A 17,637-nucleotide genomic window follows, 5' to 3' on the forward strand; every position below is an offset into this window, starting at 1 on the left:
CGCAGGATCGGTGGGATTTGGCCGAGGGACATAAATGGGCGGGTCCAAGACATTCCCCCTCCCGCCTGCGGGAGGAGGAATGCCTCAGGACGGCCATTCCCGGCCAAGTCCCCATTCCCCTAATTCACCACCATGCAGCTTTCGCCCGCGACCTTGAGCTTGCCGCAGAGCGTACTCGCCTGCCCGCCCGCCGCCGCGCGCAGGCGGTAGACGGTGCTGCCGCCCACCTCGGCCTGCTCGATCGACATGGGCAACGGCTCCAGATAGGTGAAGCGCTTGGACAGCCGCTTCCATGCATCCTTGGCGAAAGCCTGGTTGCCATAGGCGCCAAGCTGGATCATGCCGCCGCCCGCCGGCCGGGCCGCCGCCGTCGCCGGCCTGGCGCTGGTCTCGTCCGCCACGCGCGCCGTGACGCTCTGCGACGGCTTGCCTTGCACCGCAGGGCGCGCATTATCCGCTGTCCCGGTCGGCGTGATCGGCGCCTCCGGCACGCGGGTCGGATCGATTCGCCCGTCACGCGCCACGCCCTCGCTCGCGGCATAGCTGGCATCGCCCTCACCATCGAACTTCTTGGCGTCGGCTTCCTTGGCCGGAATCTTATAGTCGCCGGCAGGCGCGGCGATCAGCTTACCCTCGCCCCCGGCGCCGCCCGTCCGGTTCTGGATCAGCCAGACCCCCGCGACGACCGCGCCGATCAGCACCAGGCCAAAGAGAATGAAGCCCAGCAGCCGCAGCGGCGACAGCCCCGGCTCCTCCTCATCCTCGATGGCGGGTTCCAGCCAGGGCAGACGCTCCTCATCGTCCAGGTCCAGCCTTCCCCGCGCATAATCGCCCATCTCGATCAAACTCCGCCGGTCATTGCATCTCGTTCAGGGCCGCAACGCCCATCAGCGCCAACCCGTTGCGGATGATCTGCCCGATTCCCCGGCTCAAGAAAAGCCGCGCGGAAGTGGTGGCCGGGTCGTCCGTCAGGATGACCCGCGCCCGCGGATTGTCGTTGCCCAGATTCCACCAGCTATGGAAGGCCGAAGCCAAGTCATTGAGATAGAAGGCAATGCGATGCGGTTCACGGGCCGAAGCCGCCCCCTCCACCACACGCGGGAACTGCGCGGCGAGCTTCACCAGCCCCAGCTCCTCCGTCCCAAGGCGGGACAGGTCGGGCACGGGCAGGTCGATCCCCGCCTCCTCCGCCCGCCGTCCGAGCGAGGAAATGCGCGCATGGGCATATTGCACATAGAAGACCGGATTGTCCTTCGACGCCTCCACCACCTTGGCGAAGTCGAAGTCCATCTGCGCGTCGGCCTTGCGCGTCAGCATGGTGAAGCGGACCACATCCTTGCCCACTTCGCGAACCACATCGGCCAGCGTCACGAAATTGCCGGCGCGCTTGGACATCTTCACCGGCTCGCCGTCGCGCAGCAGGCGGACCATCTGGATCAGCTTGACGTCGAAGCGCGCCTTGCCCTCCGTCAGCGCGGCGACGGCGGCCTGGATGCGCTTCACCGTGCCGCCATGGTCCGCGCCCCAGATGTCGATCAACTGGTCGGCCGTCTGCGCCTTCTGGAAATGATAGGCCATGTCGGCGCCGAAATAGGTCCAGCTTCCGTTCGACTTCCTGATCGGCCGGTCCTGATCGTCCCCGAATTTCGTCGAGCGGAACAGCGGCAGTTCGACGGGCTCCCAATCCTCCGGCGTCTCGCCCTTGGGCGCTTCCAGCACGCCGTCATAGACGAGGTCGTGCGCCCGCAGCCATTTTTCGGCCGCTTCGGGCTTGCCTGCCGCCTGCAACTCGGCCTCGGAAGAGAATATGTCATGATGGATGCCCAGCAGCGCCAGATCGCTGCGGATCATCTCCATCATCGCCGCGACCGCTCTGGTGCGGAACGGCATCAGCCATTCGCTTTCCGGCGCACCGACATATTTGTCGCCATATTCGGCGGCCAGCGCCTGCCCCACCGGTACCAGATAATCACCGGGATAAAGACCCTCGGGAATCTCTCCTACCGCCTCGCCCAATGCCTCGCGATAGCGCACATGCGCCGACCGGGCGAGCACGTCCACCTGCCCGCCGGCATCGTTGATATAATATTCGCGGATCACCTTGTGCCCGACATGCTCCAGCAGCGTGGCGAGCGCGTCGCCCACCACCGCGCCCCGGCAATGGCCCATATGCATCGGGCCGGTCGGATTGGCGGAGACATATTCGACGTTGACCGTCACGCCCTCGCCCGTCGAGGAGCGGCCATATTCCTCCGCCTCCGCATGGATCGCGGCGAGTTCCGCCCGCCAGGTGGCGTCGGTCAGCTTCAGGTTGATGAAGCCTGGGCCGGCAATCGATGCGCTCTCTACCTCGTCCAGCCTTTCCAGGCCCGCGACGATCTTCTCCGCCAGTGCGCGCGGATTGCTGCCGGCGGGCTTGGCCAGCACCATGGCGGCGTTGGTGGCAAGGTCGCCATGGCCTGGATCGCGCGGCGGTTCGACCGTCACCGGCTTGCGGTTGAGGCCGGCGGGCAGCGTGCCGTCAGCCTCCAGCGCGTCGAGCACGGCATCGAGATGGGCGGTGAAGCGGTTGTAAAGAGACACTGGGCGAACTTTCTACCAGGACCCGTTCACCCTGAGCCTGTCGAAGGGTCGCCCTTTTTCTTCAAGAAACAAGGGCTTCGACAAGCTCGGCCCGAACGGGGAAATGAACTGAGCTAAGCTTAGCGGGTCGCGTTGTAACGGAGCTGATCCTGGGTCAGGTTGAAACCCACGAGCAGCTCGAAGCTGGTTCGCTGCAAGGCCGCCTTGACGTCCGGCTGCGCGAAGGGGTCGATCGCCGCGTCGGCATCCCCCGCCTTGCGCTTCTCCGTGATCTTGCGCTGGATGTCGGCCGGCAGCGTCGCGGCGGCCCTGTTCACATAGGAGCCGGCCTTGGCGGTCGTGGTGGCGCGATATTGCCCGGCCGGAAAGTCGAGCACCACCTGGCCCACACGCTTGGCGACGACGGCGTTGCCGCCCCGCACCACGGCGGAATAATAAGGCAGCGTCACCTGCCGCGCCGCGCCCGCATCGCTGCGGCGGGCGTTCACGGTGAAGGTCGCCTCCGTGTAAAGCTGGTCCCCTTCCGAGCAGGTGGAGCGCAGGTTGGTGATCTCCGCCACCACGTCGATCGCACGGGCATCCGTGCTGCCCGCCGGATTGAACAGGGTGACGTCGCCGGTCTGCGCCGGGATCGCCGCGACGGGACAGGCCGATCGCACGGCCACGATGCCGCCGGTGGGATCGATTTCGCCCCGCTGGGAACAGCCCGCAAGGGCCATGGCGATCATTCCGGTCAGCGCAAATCGAGAAAAGGTCACAGGCAATCCCTTGGGAACAGGCGTTGGGCTTCTTATCCATAGCCCGTCCCCCACGCAACTCAAACTGCACAGGGCGGCAAGGAAGCGGCTTTCCTCCAAAGCCACATTGGCCTAAGCGGCAGGCATGACCGATCTTCCGCCCATGAAGCTGCTGATCGCCGCCCCGCGCGGCTTTTGCGCCGGTGTCGACCGCGCCATCGTCATCGTCGAAAGGGCGATCGAGAAATATGGCGCGCCTGTCTATGTCCGGCACGAGATCGTCCACAACAAATATGTGGTCGACGGGCTGAAGGCGAAGGGCGCGATCTTCGTCGAGGAACTGGACCAGGTTCCCGACGGCTTGCCCGTGGTCTTTTCCGCCCACGGCGTTCCCAAGACGGTCCCGGCCAAGGCGGAGGAGCGCGGGCTCGACTATCTGGACGCCACCTGCCCGCTGGTCAGCAAGGTCCACCGCCAGGCCGAACGGCAGGTGGAAGCGGGGCGCCATATCCTCTTCATCGGCCATAAGGGCCATCCGGAGGTGATCGGCACCTTCGGTCAGGTCGAGGCGGGGCATATGACCCTTGTCGAAACGGTGGAGGATGCAGAGGCCTTTACCCCTGCCGATCCCGACAATCTCGCCTTCCTGACGCAGACGACGCTGTCCGTCGACGACACCGCCGCGATCGTCGCCACGCTCCAGCGCCGCTTCCCCACCATTCATGCGCCCAAGGGGGAGGACATCTGCTACGCCACCTCCAACCGGCAGGCGGCGGTGAAGGCCATTGCCGCCCGGTGCGACGCCGTCTATGTGATCGGCGCGCCCAACAGCTCCAACTCGCTGCGGCTGGTCGAGGTTGCGGAGCGCGAAGGCACGCCCGCTCGCCTGATCCAGCGCGCGGACGAGATCGACTTCGCCTGGCTGAAGGGCGTGAACACGCTGGGCCTTACCGCCGGCGCATCCGCCCCCGAAGTGCTGGTGCGGGAAGTGGTGGACCGGATCGGCGAAAGATTTTCCGTGGCGGAGGAACAGGTCGAAACCGCGCGGGAAAGCATTGCGTTCAAACTCCCCCGCGGACTGGAGGCCGCATAACTCCATGGCCGTCTATACCCAGGTTCCCGCCGAAGAGATCGACGCTTTCCTCACCCGCTACGACGCCGGACGCCTCGTTTCCGCCAAGGGCATTGCGGAGGGAGTAGAGAACAGCAATTATCTGCTGGAGACCACCGGCCCGGACGGCAATGGTCATCGCTATATCCTCACCCTCTACGAAAAGCGGGTGAACGAGGCGGACCTGCCCTTCTTCATGGACCTGCTCGACCATCTGGGCGCACGCGGTTGCCTCGTCCCCCGTTTCATCGCGGACCGGGAAGGCAGGCGGCTTCAACAGCTTGCCGGTCGCCCCGCCTGCCTGATCGAGTTCCTGACCGGCATCTCCGTGACCGAACCGACCGCGGGCCAGGCCCGGGCCGCGGGCGCGGCGCTGGGCGCGATGCACCGGGCGGCGGAGGGCTTTGCCGGCACGCGCCGCAATGCCCTCGATCTCCCCGGCTGGCATGATCTGGCCGCCAGATGCGGCGCGGACTTCGACCGGATCGCGCCGGGTCTCAAGGCCCGCGTGGCGGAGGAACTCGCTTTCCTCGACGCCCACTGGCCCGCCGAGCTGCCTCGCTCCGTGATCCATGCCGACCTCTTCCCGGACAATGTGCTGATGCTGGGCGATCGGGTGACGGGCCTCATCGACTTCTATTTCAGTTGCACCGATATCCGCGCCTATGATCTGGCCGTCACCCACAGCGCCTGGGTGTTCAGCAATGACGGCGCGACATGGCACGGCGATCGGGCGGCGGCGCTGGCTGCCGGCTATCGGGAAACGCACGGCCTGACCGAAGCCGAACGGGCCGCCTTTCCCGTCCTCTGCCGGGGTGCGGCGCTCCGCTTCCTGCTGACGCGCGCCTATGACTGGATCAATACGCCCGCCGATGCGCTGGTGACGCGCAAGGACCCGCTGGCCTATCTGCGCCGCCTGGAATTCTACGCCGCTGCCGATCCGGCCATGCTGCTCGGCGCATGAGCACCCTTCCCCAGGTCGAGATCTTCACCGACGGCGCGTGCAAGGGCAATCCCGGCCCCGGCGGCTGGGGCGCCGTGCTGCGCTTTGGCGAGACGGAGAAGGAAATCTCCGGCGGTGAAGCGCAGACGACCAACAATCGCATGGAGATGATGGCGGCCATGCAGGCGTTGGAGACGTTGAAGCGCCCATGCCAGGTGACGCTCTATACCGACAGCAAATATGTGATGGACGGCATCACAAAATGGGTGTTCGGCTGGCAGAAGAATGGATGGAAGACGGCCGACAGGAAGCCGGTGAAGAATGCGGAACTCTGGCAGGAGCTGGTCAGGGCCGCAGCCCGCCACAAGGTGACGTGGCAATGGGTGAAAGGCCATGCCGGCCACCCCGAAAATGAGCGGGCCGATCAACTCGCCTGCGCGGCGGCGGAGCAATTCCGCAAGTAAATGGGTTGACCCAACCGACGGGCGGCGCCGCTGGCCCCCTCGACTGGCTCCATCCCGTCAGGATTGGACGCCATCCTCCCCATCCAGGGGGTTGCGGCCGAATATATTGCCCGCCGGATAATAGCGGCAGACGAGATAGTCGTAGCTCTGCCCCTCCGCCAGGGCGCAGCCGACCTTGCGGGTGCCGCGCCAGATGATCTGGGTATAATGGCCGACATCTTCCCATCGGCCGGTGACGCTGAGGTCGGGCAGCTTGCCGCTCCGCCGGAACAGCCGCTTCTCATCGATGAAGGAGCCCACCATCAGCTGATAATCATAGAGGCCGCGCGATCCCATCCAGAGATTCTCGCCGCTGGGAACGGCGCGGCTGGCGCGGGCGGAATGGCGGAAGATGTTGGTCTGCGCCATCTGCCGGGCATAGCGGGCCGCATCGGCGGCCAGGGCGCTATCCCAGGCCAAGGGCGAAAGCCCCAGCGATTCCCGTTCCTCATTGTGCATGCCCAGCACGACGTCGCGCATCAGACCCTCGTCCCGATCCGCTTCCTCAAGACCGTAATAGGAAGCGGGCCGGGCGGGAGGCAATTGCCGCGCCCCGGGCGACGGCTCCGCGCCGCCCTGCCCCGGCGCTGCCGCCAACAGGCCGAGCAGCGCTAGCCGCGCAGGCCAAAGCCGTTTAAGAAGGCCCCCATTCATGTCGCCCGACCCCTTTATCCCCGCTGCCGCGCCCGATGAGCCCCTGGCCTTATATGTGCATTGGCCATTTTGCGTTTCCAAATGTCCTTATTGCGATTTTAACAGTCATGTTCGGGCCGAGATCGACAGCGATGCCTGGCGCGCGGCGCTGCTGAGCGACCTTGCCCATGAAGCGGCGCTGAGCGGCGGCCGGCCGCTCTCCTCGATCTTCTTCGGCGGCGGCACGCCGTCGCTGATGCCGCCCGACATCGTGGAGGCGCTGATCGACGCGGCCACGCGCCATTGGCGGCCGACGAGCGACATCGAGATCACGCTGGAGGCCAATCCCAGTTCGGTCGAGGCCGCCCGCTTCGCGGATCTGGCGGCGGCCGGGGTGAACCGTGTGTCTCTGGGCCTTCAGGCGCTGGAGGATGAGGCGCTACATTTCCTCGGCCGCGCCCATGACGTGCGGGAGGGGCTGGCCGCGCTAGACGTGGCGCAATCGGTGTTCGGCCGGGTGAATTTCGACCTGATCTATGCCCGTCCCGGCCAGAGCCTGGCGGATTGGGAAAGCGAACTGGCGCGCGGACTGTCCTTCGGCACCGATCATCTCTCGCTCTATCAGCTCACCATCGAACCTGGCACCCGCTTTGCGACGCTGGTGGCGCGGGGCGAGTTGAATCCCGCCGATCCGGACCATGCCGCCGACCTTTACGAACGGACGCAGGCGATGACGGCCGCCGCCGGCATTCCCGCCTATGAGATCAGCAACCACGCCCGGCCGGGGCAGGAAAGCCGGCATAACCTTACCTATTGGCGCTATGGCGACTATGTCGGCATAGGCCCCGGCGCCCATGGCCGGCGCGATGGGCTGGCGACGCTGCGGCACAGGAAACCGGAAAACTGGATGAACGCCGTCGCGCGCAATGGCCATGGCCTGCAAAGCGAAGACCCGCTCGACGGGCATGACAGGGCCAGGGAAGCGCTGCTGATGGGGCTGCGGCTGGGCGAAGGCGTAGAGCTGGAGAGGATTGCGCGGATGTCGAGGATGGCGGTCGAGGCTCTGGTGGATGCCGAGGCGGTGACGCGGCTGGCCAGCCATGGGCTCGTGCGGCGAGAGGGTCAGCGGCTCCGCATCGAGCCTGCCGGGATGCTGCTGCTCGACGCCATCCTGCCGGAGATCGTGGCGGTCTGAACGAGGGGCGCGGCATCCGCTACAAACGCGTCATGCTGAACCCGTTTTCAGCATCCATCCTGCCTTCAGGCAGCTTATGCCTGCGGAGAGAAATGGATGCCGGAACAATCCGAGGAGGCCGGCGCATGGGATAGTGGCGGCGGCGCCCTCCGGATCTCGCCCGTCAATCCTCGCCATCCATATGCGCGATCTCCTTGTCCAGATCGCGCAACACCTCGGCCCGGACCTTGTCCGACATCCGCGCAGCCGCAGCGATCTGGGCGCGGGCGGCCATCAATCCGGCCCGGGCGGCGCGATGGGCCTGCGCCTCGATCTGGTCCTGGCAGATGCGGACGCGGATATGGCGGCGGCCATCGGCATCCACCGTCTCCCGCTGGCTTACGCTCTTGCCGTTCTCGCAGCCATTGGCGACGTCGACATGCGGCACCATGCGGCGGATTTCAGCCTCGCTCGGCATGGCGTGGCTCAAGGCGCGGTCGCCCTCGTCGCGCAGGCCGGCGGGCGGCGCCGGGGGAACCGGCGGCGCCGGCAGCGCCATGTCGGCAACGGGCGCCGGAGGAGCAGGCGGAGCAGGAGGCGCCGGCGGCAGGACGGCCATCTCCTCAGCATCTCTCGCATCGGACGAGGACGGGGACGGGGGCGTGGCCGCGGCTTTCGGCGCTTCGGTCAGGGCGATCTCGCTGGCGGAGGCAGGCTGGGCGACCAGATCGGCCAGCCTGCCGAAGTTCATCGAATCCACCTTGTCGGTGATCGCGGCGACCTGCTGCGCCGCCCGGCTGCCGGACGCGGTCAGCGCCAAGCCGGACGCGGTCACCAGGGCGACCGCCGCCATGCCCCAGCTGATGCGGCGCAGCGACACTTCATGGGCAGAGAGCATTTTCAGCCTCCCTTTGAGTGCGGTTATGCGATTGAGATGACAGGCGCCGGCAAACTGGCGGCCGCCCGCAGCCTTCAAGATGGCGCGGCCATAGGCATGCGCCTGATCCCGGCCGTAGAGCGACAGGACCCGGGCATCGCAGGCCTGTTCCTGATCCGCCCGATAGGCGCGATAGGCAATCCACGCGACGGGATTGCACCAGTGCAGGCCCAGCAGCAACAGCGCGACCATATTGGCGACTAGGTCGCCGCCCTGATGATGGGCGCGCTCATGGGCGATGGCCATGGCCTGTTCCTGGGGATCGAAACGCAACGCAAAATCAACGGGCAGCACGATGACGGGGCGGAACACTCCGAAGGCGAGCGGTCCGCCCGCCCGTGGGCCGGTGACGATGCGGATGCGGCCTTCTTCCCCGATCGGCGTGGCGCCCTTCAGGATGAAACGCCGGAAGCGGACATAGCCGACCGCCTGGACGATCAGAAAAAGGACCACGCCCAGCAGCCAGATCGACACCGCGATCTCCAGCCAGGGAATGCTCCAGTCCGACCTGACCGGAAGCGCCACCGGCGCCGCATCCAGCAAGGTCGGCAAGCCCGCCTGGTCAACCGCCCGTTGCAGGGGCGAAGGGCTGGCGACCTCTCGCGGCAGGGCCGGCAAGCCCATGCGAGCGAAGGGCAGCAGCCATAGCCAATAGGCCGCCCCTGCACCCAGCCAGCGCGCCACCGGCTGCCGCAGCAGCATGACCAGCGCCATCAGCAGGGTCATGGCGATCAGCGTTTCCGCGATCCAGACGCTCATGATTTCAACCCCTTCAAAATTTCCTCAAGCTGGGCAATATCTTCCGCCGTCAACTGGTCCTGGCTGGCGAGCTGAGCCACCAGCGGCGACACGCGTCCGCCGAACAGCCGGTTCACCAACCGCCCCGACTCGCTGGCAACATACTCCTCCCGCGCGACGAGCGGGCGATATAAAAAGCGGCGGCCATCCTGATCGGCGGCGATGACGTCCTTGGCCATCAGCCGGGACAGCAGCGTCTTGACGGTCTGGACGCTCCAGTCGCGCCCGGCGGCGACGCGGTCCGCAACATCAGCGGCGGTCTGCGGCGCACGTTCCCACAGCGCCTCCATCACCACCAGTTCCGCTTCGCTGATCTTCTCGCTCAAGGGACTCGTCCGCATCAGAATCGACTACAGACGTAATCGCATTGATTACATCTGTAGTCAAGTGCATGTCATGAACTGTCGGTGCGGTTTACAGCGCCGGTATCGGCCGGACAGGCATTAACCTTTTCAAAGCGCGGGAACGGGCTATTCGCGATGGTTGGCACAGGCTTTGCGTCGTTTCAGACATACCCGATCGTTCGACTACCCGGGAGGATGCGGCACCAGTCTCCGCCGCATCCTCCCACCCGGGTTTCCCGTGCAGCGCCAGGCCTTAAACCAGACCTGTCGACTGCCTTGCCTCGATGGCGGCCGAACTCGTCGAAGAAGGACCGGTCTCGACGGCCATGTTCCCATACGGCCTTCGACAAGCTCCGTCCCCTCTCAGCATCCCGTCATCCGAAGGGCCGCATCAGGACCTGACAGGCATGAAAAAGGCGGCCCGGATGACCGAACCGCCCGCTCCATTCGCTTTAGCCAGCGCTCAATTGGCCGCGGCGACGCCCTGATCGGCCATCAACTGCTGCAACTCGCCGGCCTCGTACATTTCCATCATGATGTCGCTGCCGCCGACGAATTCGCCCTTCACATAGAGCTGGGGAATGGTCGGCCAGTCGGAAAATGCTTTGATCCCCTGGCGAACCGCCTGATCCTGCAAGACGTCGACGCTTTCATAGGCGACGCCCAGATGTTCCAGGATCGCAATGGCGCGGCTGGAAAAGCCGCATTGCGGGAATAGTGGCGTGCCCTTCATGAAAAGCACGACATCATTGCCGTTGACGATCTCCGCAATCCGCTGCTGCACGGCGTCGGTCATTATCTGGGTCCATTCCTGTCAGGCGCCGCTATCAAGGCGCATTTCGTCCAATGGCCGTTAATTGGGAACGGCGGTGGTCAGTTGCAAGGCGTGGAGCACGCCGCCCATGCGGCCGCCCAGCGCGGCATAGACCGCCCGCTGCTGCGCAATGCGGCTCATGCCCCGGAAACTCTCCGCCACGACACGCGCCGCATAATGATCGCCATCACCGGCAAGGTCGGTGATCTCGACCTCCGCATCGGGGATCGCGGCGCGGATCATGTCCGCTATTTCCTCGGCTGCCATCGGCATGGCGAAAGGGTCCTGACGCTTATTGGGCTTCGATGAACATGCGGCGGGCGATGACCTGCTGCTCGTCCAAGGCGGCGCGAACGCCTGCCTCGTCGATGTCGATGCCCGCCTGCGTCATGTCGCCCAGCAGCTTGCGGATCACATCCTCGTCGCCCGCTTCCTCGAAATCGGCCTGCACGACCGCTTTGGCATAGGCGTCCGTTTCTTCGGGGGTCAGGCCCATCTTCGCCGCCGCCCATTCGCCGAGCAGGCGGTTGCGCCGCGCCTGGATGCGGAACTGCATCTCCTGATCGTGCGCGAACATGTTTTCAAAGGCCTTTTCGCGGTCGTCGAAGGTTGTCATGCCTGTGCCCTGTAAAAGGTGAAATGGATCATCCGATCCGAAATAGGAAGATCGGGACGCTTACGCAACGGCGGGGACGAGCCAGGGACGCGTTCCGGCGTCCTTCGCCTCGAACGCGCCGATCGCGTCCGCCTGCCCCAATGTCAGCCCGATCTCGTCCAGACCGCCGAGCAGGCAATGCTTGCGGAAGGGATCGATCTCGAACTGAAAGCGGTCCTGAAACTGTGTCGTGACGGTCTGATGCTCCAGATCGACATGGATGGGGTCCGTCCTGGCCACCTCCATCAGCCGGTCTATCGCCTCCTGCGGCAGGACGACCGTCAATATGCCGTTCTTGAAGGCATTGCCGGAGAAAATGTCCGAGAAGCTGGGCGCGATCACCACCTTGATGCCAAGGTCGGCCAGCGCCCAGGCGGCATGCTCGCGGCTGGACCCGCACCCGAAATTGTCGCCCGCGATCAGGATCGGGCTGCCCGCATAGTCGGGATCGTCGAAGACATTGCCCGGTTCCTTGCGTAGCACTTCGAAGGCGCCCTTGCCCAGGCCCGCACGGGAAATGGTCTTGAGCCAATGCGCCGGGATGACGATGTCGGTGTCGACATTCTTCATCCCGAACGGATAGGCCCGGCCGTCGACGATATTCAGCTTTTCCATCAATGCGCCTGCTTGCTCGCCGGGCGCGGCGTGTCTTCCGCGCGCCCCAGGGTCGCCGCCATGGCGGCACTTGCCAGCGCGCCCAGCGCCAGCAGCCAGAATACCTTCTTCATGCGACCGCCTCTCCCCTTTTTTCACCCATCAGTTCGCGTACGTCCGTGAGATGTCCGGTGATCGCGGCAGCGGCGGCCATGACGGGCGAGACGAGATGCGTCCGCGACCCCGGCCCCTGCCGGCCCATGAAATTGCGGTTGCTGGTGGATGCGCAGCGCTCGCCGGCGGGCACCTTGTCCGGGTTCATGCCCAGGCAGGCGGAGCAGCCCGGCTCCCGCCATTCGAAACCGGCTTCGGTGAAGATGCGGTCCAGGCCTTCGGCTTCCGCCTGGCGCTTGACCAGCCCGGAACCGGGCACGACCATGGCATGCTTGATGCCGCTGGCGATCCGGCGGCCCTTCAGCAGGCCAGCGGCGGCGCGCAGATCCTCGATCCGGCTGTTGGTGCAACTGCCGATGAAGACATGTTCGATCGCCACATCCTCCATCCGCTGTCCGGCGGAGAGGCCCATATAGTCGAGGGACTTCTGCGCGGCCGCGCGCTTGGAGGCGTCGGCAAAGCTTTCCGGATCGGGCACCACGCCAGTGACCGGCACGACATCTTCGGGGCTGGTGCCCCAGGTGACGCTCGGCACGATGTCGGCGGCGTCGATGACCACGCTCTTGTCGAAAACCGCGCCTTCGTCCGTCGCCAGCGTCTTCCAATAGGCGACGGCGGCATCCCACTCCGCGCCCCTGGGGGCCATCGGGCGGCCTTCCAGATAAGTGAAAGTCTTTTCGTCAGGCGCGAACAGGCCGGAACGCGCGCCGGCCTCGATCGACATGTTGGCGACGGTCAGCCGTCCCTCGATCGACATGTCGCGGAACACCGATCCGCGATATTCCATGACATAGCCGGTGCCGCCCGCCGTGCCGATCCGCCCGCAGATCGCCAGCGCGACATCCTTGGGCGTGACGCCATAGCCCAATTCGCCCTCGACCACGACTTCCATGGTCTTGGACTGCTTCAGGAGCAGCGTCTGGGTGGCGAGCACATGCTCGACCTCCGACGTGCCGATGCCGAAGGCCAACGCCCCCAGCGCGCCGTGCGAGCTGGTATGGCTGTCGCCGCAGACCAAAGTCGTCCCCGGCAGGGTGAAGCCCTGCTCCGGCCCGACGACATGCACGATGCCCTGTTCGGGGTCCGCATCCCCGATCAGGCGGACGCCGAATTCCGGCGCGTTCCGCTCCAGCGCCGCAAGCTGCTGCGCGCTTTCCGGATCGGCAATGGGAATGCGGCGGCCCGCGGCGTCGCGCCGCGCCGTGGTCGGCAGGTTGTGATCCGGCACCGCCAGCGTCAGTTCGGGACGGCGCACCTTGCGCCCGGCGATCCGCAGCCCCTCGAACGCCTGGGGACTCGTCACCTCATGCACGAGATGGCGATCGATGTAGATCAGGCAGGTTCCATCGGGACGGCGCTCGACGACATGCGCGTCCCAGATCTTCTCATAGAGTGTGCGGGGCTTGACCATAGTGATTTCCCCCTAGACCCAGACAGGACAGGGGAAAAGGGGAAAAGCGGCCATTTTTTGCTGACGCTGGAGATAGCCCGACCGCAGGACGCCGCGCCAACGGGTTAGCCGGACGCGGCGTGCACGCTGGACATCGGGCTCAAATCGCCCGGTCGTCCCGCACGATGCGCCCCGCAGCGCCGAGTTCCGCTTCATGGCTTTCCTCGCGCCAGGTTTCGGCCAGCGCCGCGCTTTCCCATTCGCGCATCGCGGGCAGCGCCAGCATATGATCGACCCAGCCAAGCGCCACCGGACCGACATCGAGGCCATAGGTGCGCACCCGGAAAACGACCGGTGCATAGAAGGCGTCGGCGGCAGTGAAGGCGGGCCCGGCCAGGAACGGCCCACCGAAGCGGGACAACCCCTCCCCCCATAATTCGGTGAGCCGGGCGATGTTGCGGTTCAGGGAGGGCGAAGGCAGGTGCGGTTCCACCCGCACGCCGACATTCATCGGGCAATCATTGCGCAGGGCGGCGAAACCGCTGTGCATTTCCGCCACGGCCGATTGCGCCCACGCCCGCGCCGCTTCTTCCTTCGGCCAGACTTCCGCATGCCTGTCCGCCAGATAGAGCGTGATGCCCAGCGAATCCCAGACGGTCCGGTCCCCGTCGATCAGGGCAGGCACCTGGCCCGTTGGCGAAAATTCGCGGAAGGCAGCGTAGTTTTCGGCGGCGGCGAATGGCGCCATCCGGTCTTCGAAGGCTATGCCCAGCGCCTTCATCAGCACCCAGGGGCGCAGCGACCAGCTCGAATAATTCCGGTTGGCGGTGACGAGGGTGTAGGACATCGGCTTCTCCCGGTGGAACGGAGCGTCCGGAATAGACCTGCCTGCCGCCCGGCGAAAGCCGGAACGGGACAAGGGTTTCACAAGCTGGCCTTATGCAAAAAAACGGCCCGGAGCGCGAGGCTCCGGGCCGCCAAGTCCTTCCACCCTGATCACGGGAACTGCACTCCCGCGATCCGGACCGTTCGGCAGCCTTCGGGCTGCAAACTGGTTCCCGCCGCAGCCCCTAGGCTGCGAACTGATTCATCGTGTTGTGCGCGCCGCCGGCCTTCAGCGCCGCTTCACCCGCGAAATATTCCTTATGGTCGTCGCCAATGTCCGAACCGGCCATGTTCTGATGCTTGACGCAGGCGATACCCTGGCGGATTTCCTTGCGCTGAACACCCTCGACATAGCCGAGCATGCCTGCCTCACCGAAATATTCCCTGGCAAGATTGTCGGTCGACAGAGCGGCAGTGTGATAGGTCGGCAGGGTGATGAGGTGATGGAAGATGCCGGCCCGCGCCGCCGCATCCTTCTGGAAGGTGCGGATCTTCTCATCGGCCTCGCGGCCCAGGTCCGTCGCGTCGTAATCGGCGCTCATCAGCTTCGCCCGGTCATAGGCGCTGACATCCTTGCCCTCGGCGGTCCAGGCGTCGAAGACCTGCTGGCGGAAGTTCAGCGTCCAGTTGAACGAGGGCGAGTTGTTGTAGACCAGCTTCGCATTGGGCACGACTTCGCGGATGCGGTCGACCATGCCGGCGATCTGCTCGACATGCGGCTTTTCGGTTTCGATCCACAGCAGGTCCGCGCCGTTCTGGAGCGAGGTGATGCAGTCGAGCACGACGCGGTCCTCGCCGGTTCCGGTGCGGAACTGGAAGAGGTTCGACGGCAGGCGCTTGGGACGGAACAGCTTGCCGCCGCGGGCCAGGACGACATCGCCGCGCAGGCTGCCCAAGTCGGTGACCTCCTCGACGTCGAGGAAGCTGTTATACTGGTCGCCCAGGTCGCCATCTTCCTTGCTGTAGGCGATCTGCTTGGTGAGGCCGGCGCCCAGCGAGTCGGTGCGGGCGACGATGATGCCGTCGTCGACGCCCAGCTCCAGGAAGGCGTAGCGGACCGCGCGGATCTTCGCGAGGAAGTCCTCATGCGGAACCGTGACCTTGCCGTCCTGGTGGCCGCACTGCTTTTCGTCCGAAACCTGATTCTCGATCTGGATGCAGCAGGCGCCCGCCTCGATGAACTTCCTGGCCAGCAGGTAGGTCGCCTCGGCATTGCCGAAGCCCGCGTCGATGTCCGCGATGATCGGGACGACATGGGTTTCGTAATTGTCGATGTCATGGCTGATCTTCTGCGCCTTGACTTCGTCGCCGGCTTCGCGGGCGGCGTCGAGGTCGCGGAACATCATGCCCAGTTCGCGGGCGTCGGCCTGGCGGAGGAAGGTGTAGAGTTCCTCGATCAGCGCGGGGACGCTGGTCTTCTCATGCATCGACTGGTCGGGCAGCGGGCCGAATTCGCTGCGCAGCGCGGCGACCATCCAGCCGGAGAGGTAGAGGTAGCGGCCCTTGGTCGTGCCGAAATGCTTCTTGATGCTGATCATTTTCTGCTGGCCGATGAAGCCGTGCCAGCAGCCCAGCGACTGGGTGTAGTTGGCCGGATCGGCGTCATAGGCGGCCATGTCGCGGCGCATGATGCCGGCGGTGTAGCGCGCGATGTCGAGGCCGGTGTGGAAACGGTTCTGGAGACGCATGCGGGCGACCGATTCGGCCGCGATGCCGTCCCAATGGCCCTGACCCCCGATGGTGGCGCCAGCCTTCGTGATTTCCTGTTGGTAGGTCATGACAGCTCGATCCCATGAACGATGTGGTGAATGAATGGCGTTTTTCTAATCGGGCTTTCGCGGGTGCGGCAGGGGGCGTGAAGTTCAGTTGTAGAACTTTACAAGAATTGCGTGTAAAGTTGTAAAGGCTGCACAGGAGCGCTTGACGAATGGCCAAGGATCGACCGGTTTACATGGGGCCGCGGCTGCGCAGGCTGCGGCGCGAACTGGGTCTGACGCAGGCGGACATGGCGGCGGATCTGGAGATTTCCGCCAGCTATGTGGCGTTGCTGGAGCGCAACCAGCGGCCGCTGACCGCCGACATGCTGTTGCGCCTTGCCCGCACCTACAAGATGGACATGAGCGAGCTGGCGGGCGACGGCGGCGCCGAGCAGACCGCGCGATTGCAGGCGGTGCTGAGGGACCCGATGTTCGCGGACATCGACCTGCCGGTGCTGGCGACCGGGGATGTCGCGGTCAATTATCCGGGGATCACAGAGGCTTTGCTGCGGCTGCACACCGCCTATCGCGAGGAGCAACTGGCGCTGGCGGACCGGGGCGTGGAGCGGGAAGATGCCGCCGAGGCGCCCGATCCGGTGGCCGAATCGCGGCGATTCCTGGGCGCGCGGCGCAACAGCTTTCCGCTGCTGGACGATGCGGGGGAAAAGCTGGCGCAGGAGGTGGAGGCGGCGGGGAGCCTGTCGGCATGGCTGAAGGCGAAGCATAATCTGCGGGTCCGGCGCCTGCCGCCCGACGTCATGGCGGGATCGATGCGGCGGCTGGACCGGCACCGCGACGCTGTGCTGCTGGACGACGCGCTGGACGGGGCGAGCACCCAGTTCCAACTGGCGTTGCAGATCGCCTATCTGGAGATGCGCCGCGATTTCGACGCGGTGCTGAAGGACGGCCAGTTCGCGAGCGAGAGCGGGCGGCGGCTGACCCGGCGGGCGCTGGCCAGCTATGGCGCGGCGGCGATCCTGATGCCCTATACCGCCTTCGCCAAGGCGGTGGAGGCGCGGCGTTACGATGTGGAGGCGCTGGCCCGTCAGTTCGGCGCGAGCTTCGAGCAGACGGCCCACCGCCTCACCACGCTGCAAAAGCCGGGGCAGGAGCGCGTTCCCTTCTTCTTCCTGCGCGTCGACCATGCGGGCAATGTCAGCAAGCGGCTGGACAGCGCGGGCTTTCCCTTTGCGCGCCATGGCGGCTCCTGCCCGCTCTGGTCGGTGCATCATGCGTTCGAGCGGCCCAGGGAACTGCTGACGCAATGGCTAGAACTGCCCGACGGGCAGCGATTCTTTTCCATCGCGCGGACGGTGACGGCGGGCGGCGGCGGCTGGGGCGCGCCGAAGATCGAGCGGGCGATCGCGCTATGCTGCGCGGCGGAGCACGCCCATCGGCTGATCTACACGACCGGCGAGGCCACGCCCGAACCCACGCCGATCGGCGTCACCTGCCGCCTGTGCCATCGCAGCCAGTGCATGGCGCGATCCGCCCCGCCCATCGGGCGCGACATGCTGCCGGAGGATTTCCGGCGAACCCACGCGCCCTTCGGTTTCGCCGACGGGTGAGCGCGGCGGCGGCGGATCGTGGCGGGTCCGGCTGACC

18 protein-coding genes are annotated in these 17,637 nt (G+C 65.8%); 5 read left to right on the plus strand and 13 right to left on the minus strand.

What is annotated here, in order from left to right; translation table 11 throughout:
• Positions 1–119 precede the first annotated feature (119 nt).
• The 3 genes from H5V43_RS10155 to H5V43_RS10165 all read right to left on the minus strand — a co-directional run bounded on the left by H5V43_RS10155 (position 120) and on the right by H5V43_RS10165 (position 3,311).
• Positions 120–836, minus strand: coding sequence for an SPOR domain-containing protein (locus tag H5V43_RS10155; RefSeq protein WP_025546963.1), 717 nt, complete (start codon positions 834–836; stop codon positions 120–122).
• 19 nt (positions 837–855) lie between these two features.
• A complete protein-coding gene (gene argS / locus H5V43_RS10160; protein WP_025546965.1) occupies positions 856–2,583 on the minus strand; it encodes an arginine--tRNA ligase in 1,728 nt (575 codons plus the stop codon).
• A gap of 119 nt (positions 2,584–2,702) precedes the next feature.
• Positions 2,703–3,311 (minus strand): hypothetical protein, encoded by a 609-nt coding sequence (locus H5V43_RS10165; RefSeq protein ID WP_037481428.1) that lies wholly within the window; start codon positions 3,309–3,311, stop codon positions 2,703–2,705.
• A gap of 154 nt (positions 3,312–3,465) precedes the next feature.
• Between H5V43_RS10165 and ispH the strand changes: the two genes are divergently transcribed.
• From ispH to rnhA, 3 genes are read left to right on the plus strand one after another with little or no spacing between them, the layout of a single operon-like run.
• Complete coding sequence (gene ispH, locus H5V43_RS10170; RefSeq protein ID WP_025546969.1) at positions 3,466–4,413, plus strand: 4-hydroxy-3-methylbut-2-enyl diphosphate reductase; 948 nt, start codon at positions 3,466–3,468, stop codon at positions 4,411–4,413.
• 4 nt (positions 4,414–4,417) lie between these two features.
• Positions 4,418–5,395, plus strand: coding sequence for a homoserine kinase (gene thrB / locus H5V43_RS10175; protein ID WP_025546971.1), 978 nt, complete (start codon positions 4,418–4,420; stop codon positions 5,393–5,395).
• Positions 5,392–5,838 carry a ribonuclease HI gene (rnhA, locus tag H5V43_RS10180; RefSeq protein WP_025546973.1) on the plus strand — a complete coding sequence of 149 codons (447 nt, stop codon included), beginning with the start codon at positions 5,392–5,394 and terminating at the stop codon, positions 5,836–5,838. The genes thrB and rnhA overlap by 4 nt, the downstream gene beginning before the upstream one ends.
• 57 nt (positions 5,839–5,895) lie before the next feature.
• Here rnhA and H5V43_RS10185 read toward each other — a convergent pair whose 3' ends face one another.
• Positions 5,896–6,531, minus strand: a complete 636-nt coding sequence (locus tag H5V43_RS10185) for a CAP domain-containing protein (protein ID WP_025546975.1) — start codon at positions 6,529–6,531, stop codon at positions 5,896–5,898.
• Between H5V43_RS10185 and hemW the strand changes: the two genes are divergently transcribed.
• Positions 6,530–7,705, plus strand: coding sequence for a radical SAM family heme chaperone HemW (gene hemW / locus H5V43_RS10190; protein ID WP_025546977.1), 1,176 nt, complete (start codon positions 6,530–6,532; stop codon positions 7,703–7,705). The two genes, H5V43_RS10185 and hemW, sit on opposite strands and share 2 nt — an antisense overlap.
• 163 nt (positions 7,706–7,868) lie before the next feature.
• Here hemW and H5V43_RS10195 read toward each other — a convergent pair whose 3' ends face one another.
• The 9 genes from H5V43_RS10195 to H5V43_RS10235 all read right to left on the minus strand — a co-directional run bounded on the left by H5V43_RS10195 (position 7,869) and on the right by H5V43_RS10235 (position 16,053).
• On the minus strand, positions 7,869–9,380 hold the full coding sequence (locus H5V43_RS10195; protein ID WP_025546980.1) for a M56 family metallopeptidase: 1,512 nt from the start codon (positions 9,378–9,380) through the stop codon (positions 7,869–7,871).
• Entirely contained in the window at positions 9,377–9,745 is a 369-nt protein-coding gene (locus H5V43_RS10200) for a BlaI/MecI/CopY family transcriptional regulator (protein WP_025546982.1), read from the minus strand. The genes H5V43_RS10195 and H5V43_RS10200 overlap by 4 nt, the downstream gene beginning before the upstream one ends.
• Before the next feature lie 481 nt (positions 9,746–10,226).
• On the minus strand, positions 10,227–10,559 hold the full coding sequence (gene grxD, locus H5V43_RS10205) for a Grx4 family monothiol glutaredoxin (RefSeq protein ID WP_025546984.1): 333 nt from the start codon (positions 10,557–10,559) through the stop codon (positions 10,227–10,229).
• A 57-nt stretch (positions 10,560–10,616) separates the two neighbouring features.
• Positions 10,617–10,850 carry a BolA/IbaG family iron-sulfur metabolism protein gene (locus H5V43_RS10210; protein WP_025546986.1) on the minus strand — a complete coding sequence of 78 codons (234 nt, stop codon included), beginning with the start codon at positions 10,848–10,850 and terminating at the stop codon, positions 10,617–10,619.
• Positions 10,851–10,869: 19 nt separating this feature from the next.
• On the minus strand, positions 10,870–11,193 hold the full coding sequence (locus tag H5V43_RS10215; RefSeq protein ID WP_025546988.1) for a DUF1476 domain-containing protein: 324 nt from the start codon (positions 11,191–11,193) through the stop codon (positions 10,870–10,872).
• A 60-nt stretch (positions 11,194–11,253) separates the two neighbouring features.
• A complete protein-coding gene (leuD, locus tag H5V43_RS10220) occupies positions 11,254–11,847 on the minus strand; it encodes a 3-isopropylmalate dehydratase small subunit (RefSeq protein WP_048575443.1) in 594 nt (197 codons plus the stop codon).
• Between the two features lie 109 nt (positions 11,848–11,956).
• Positions 11,957–13,411, minus strand: coding sequence for a 3-isopropylmalate dehydratase large subunit (gene leuC, locus H5V43_RS10225; RefSeq protein WP_099186126.1), 1,455 nt, complete (start codon positions 13,409–13,411; stop codon positions 11,957–11,959).
• A gap of 139 nt (positions 13,412–13,550) precedes the next feature.
• On the minus strand, positions 13,551–14,237 hold the full coding sequence (locus H5V43_RS10230) for a glutathione S-transferase family protein (RefSeq protein ID WP_025546990.1): 687 nt from the start codon (positions 14,235–14,237) through the stop codon (positions 13,551–13,553).
• A 223-nt stretch (positions 14,238–14,460) separates the two neighbouring features.
• Positions 14,461–16,053, minus strand: a complete 1,593-nt coding sequence (locus H5V43_RS10235; RefSeq protein WP_025546991.1) for an isocitrate lyase — start codon at positions 16,051–16,053, stop codon at positions 14,461–14,463.
• 149 nt (positions 16,054–16,202) lie between these two features.
• Between H5V43_RS10235 and H5V43_RS10240 the strand changes: the two genes are divergently transcribed.
• Positions 16,203–17,600 carry a helix-turn-helix domain-containing protein gene (locus tag H5V43_RS10240; RefSeq protein ID WP_044660152.1) on the plus strand — a complete coding sequence of 466 codons (1,398 nt, stop codon included), beginning with the start codon at positions 16,203–16,205 and terminating at the stop codon, positions 17,598–17,600.
• The last annotated feature ends 37 nt before the right edge of the window (positions 17,601–17,637 follow it).

Origin of the sequence: Sphingobium fuliginis (assembly GCF_015074805.1) — a bacterium.
Taxonomy (GTDB): domain Bacteria; phylum Pseudomonadota; class Alphaproteobacteria; order Sphingomonadales; family Sphingomonadaceae; genus Sphingobium; species Sphingobium fuliginis.

Coding starts and splice junctions, on each gene's coding strand:
- H5V43_RS10155 (WP_025546963.1), bottom strand. CDS start 836: ATGGGCGATTATGCGCGGGGAAGGCTGGACCTGGACGATGAGGAGCGT.
- H5V43_RS10165 (WP_037481428.1), bottom strand. CDS start 3,311: ATGATCGCCATGGCCCTTGCGGGCTGTTCCCAGCGGGGCGAAATCGAT.
- ispH (WP_025546969.1), top strand. CDS start 3,466: ATGACCGATCTTCCGCCCATGAAGCTGCTGATCGCCGCCCCGCGCGGC.
- thrB (WP_025546971.1), top strand. CDS start 4,418: ATGGCCGTCTATACCCAGGTTCCCGCCGAAGAGATCGACGCTTTCCTC.
- rnhA (WP_025546973.1), top strand. CDS start 5,392: ATGAGCACCCTTCCCCAGGTCGAGATCTTCACCGACGGCGCGTGCAAG.
- hemW (WP_025546977.1), top strand. CDS start 6,530: ATGTCGCCCGACCCCTTTATCCCCGCTGCCGCGCCCGATGAGCCCCTG.
- H5V43_RS10185 (WP_025546975.1), bottom strand. CDS start 6,531: ATGAATGGGGGCCTTCTTAAACGGCTTTGGCCTGCGCGGCTAGCGCTG.
- H5V43_RS10195 (WP_025546980.1), bottom strand. CDS start 9,380: ATGAGCGTCTGGATCGCGGAAACGCTGATCGCCATGACCCTGCTGATG.
- grxD (WP_025546984.1), bottom strand. CDS start 10,559: ATGACCGACGCCGTGCAGCAGCGGATTGCGGAGATCGTCAACGGCAAT.
- H5V43_RS10210 (WP_025546986.1), bottom strand. CDS start 10,850: ATGCCGATGGCAGCCGAGGAAATAGCGGACATGATCCGCGCCGCGATC.
- H5V43_RS10215 (WP_025546988.1), bottom strand. CDS start 11,193: ATGACAACCTTCGACGACCGCGAAAAGGCCTTTGAAAACATGTTCGCG.
- leuD (WP_048575443.1), bottom strand. CDS start 11,847: ATGGAAAAGCTGAATATCGTCGACGGCCGGGCCTATCCGTTCGGGATG.
- leuC (WP_099186126.1), bottom strand. CDS start 13,411: ATGGTCAAGCCCCGCACACTCTATGAGAAGATCTGGGACGCGCATGTC.
- H5V43_RS10230 (WP_025546990.1), bottom strand. CDS start 14,237: ATGTCCTACACCCTCGTCACCGCCAACCGGAATTATTCGAGCTGGTCG.
- H5V43_RS10235 (WP_025546991.1), bottom strand. CDS start 16,053: ATGACCTACCAACAGGAAATCACGAAGGCTGGCGCCACCATCGGGGGT.
- H5V43_RS10240 (WP_044660152.1), top strand. CDS start 16,203: ATGGCCAAGGATCGACCGGTTTACATGGGGCCGCGGCTGCGCAGGCTG.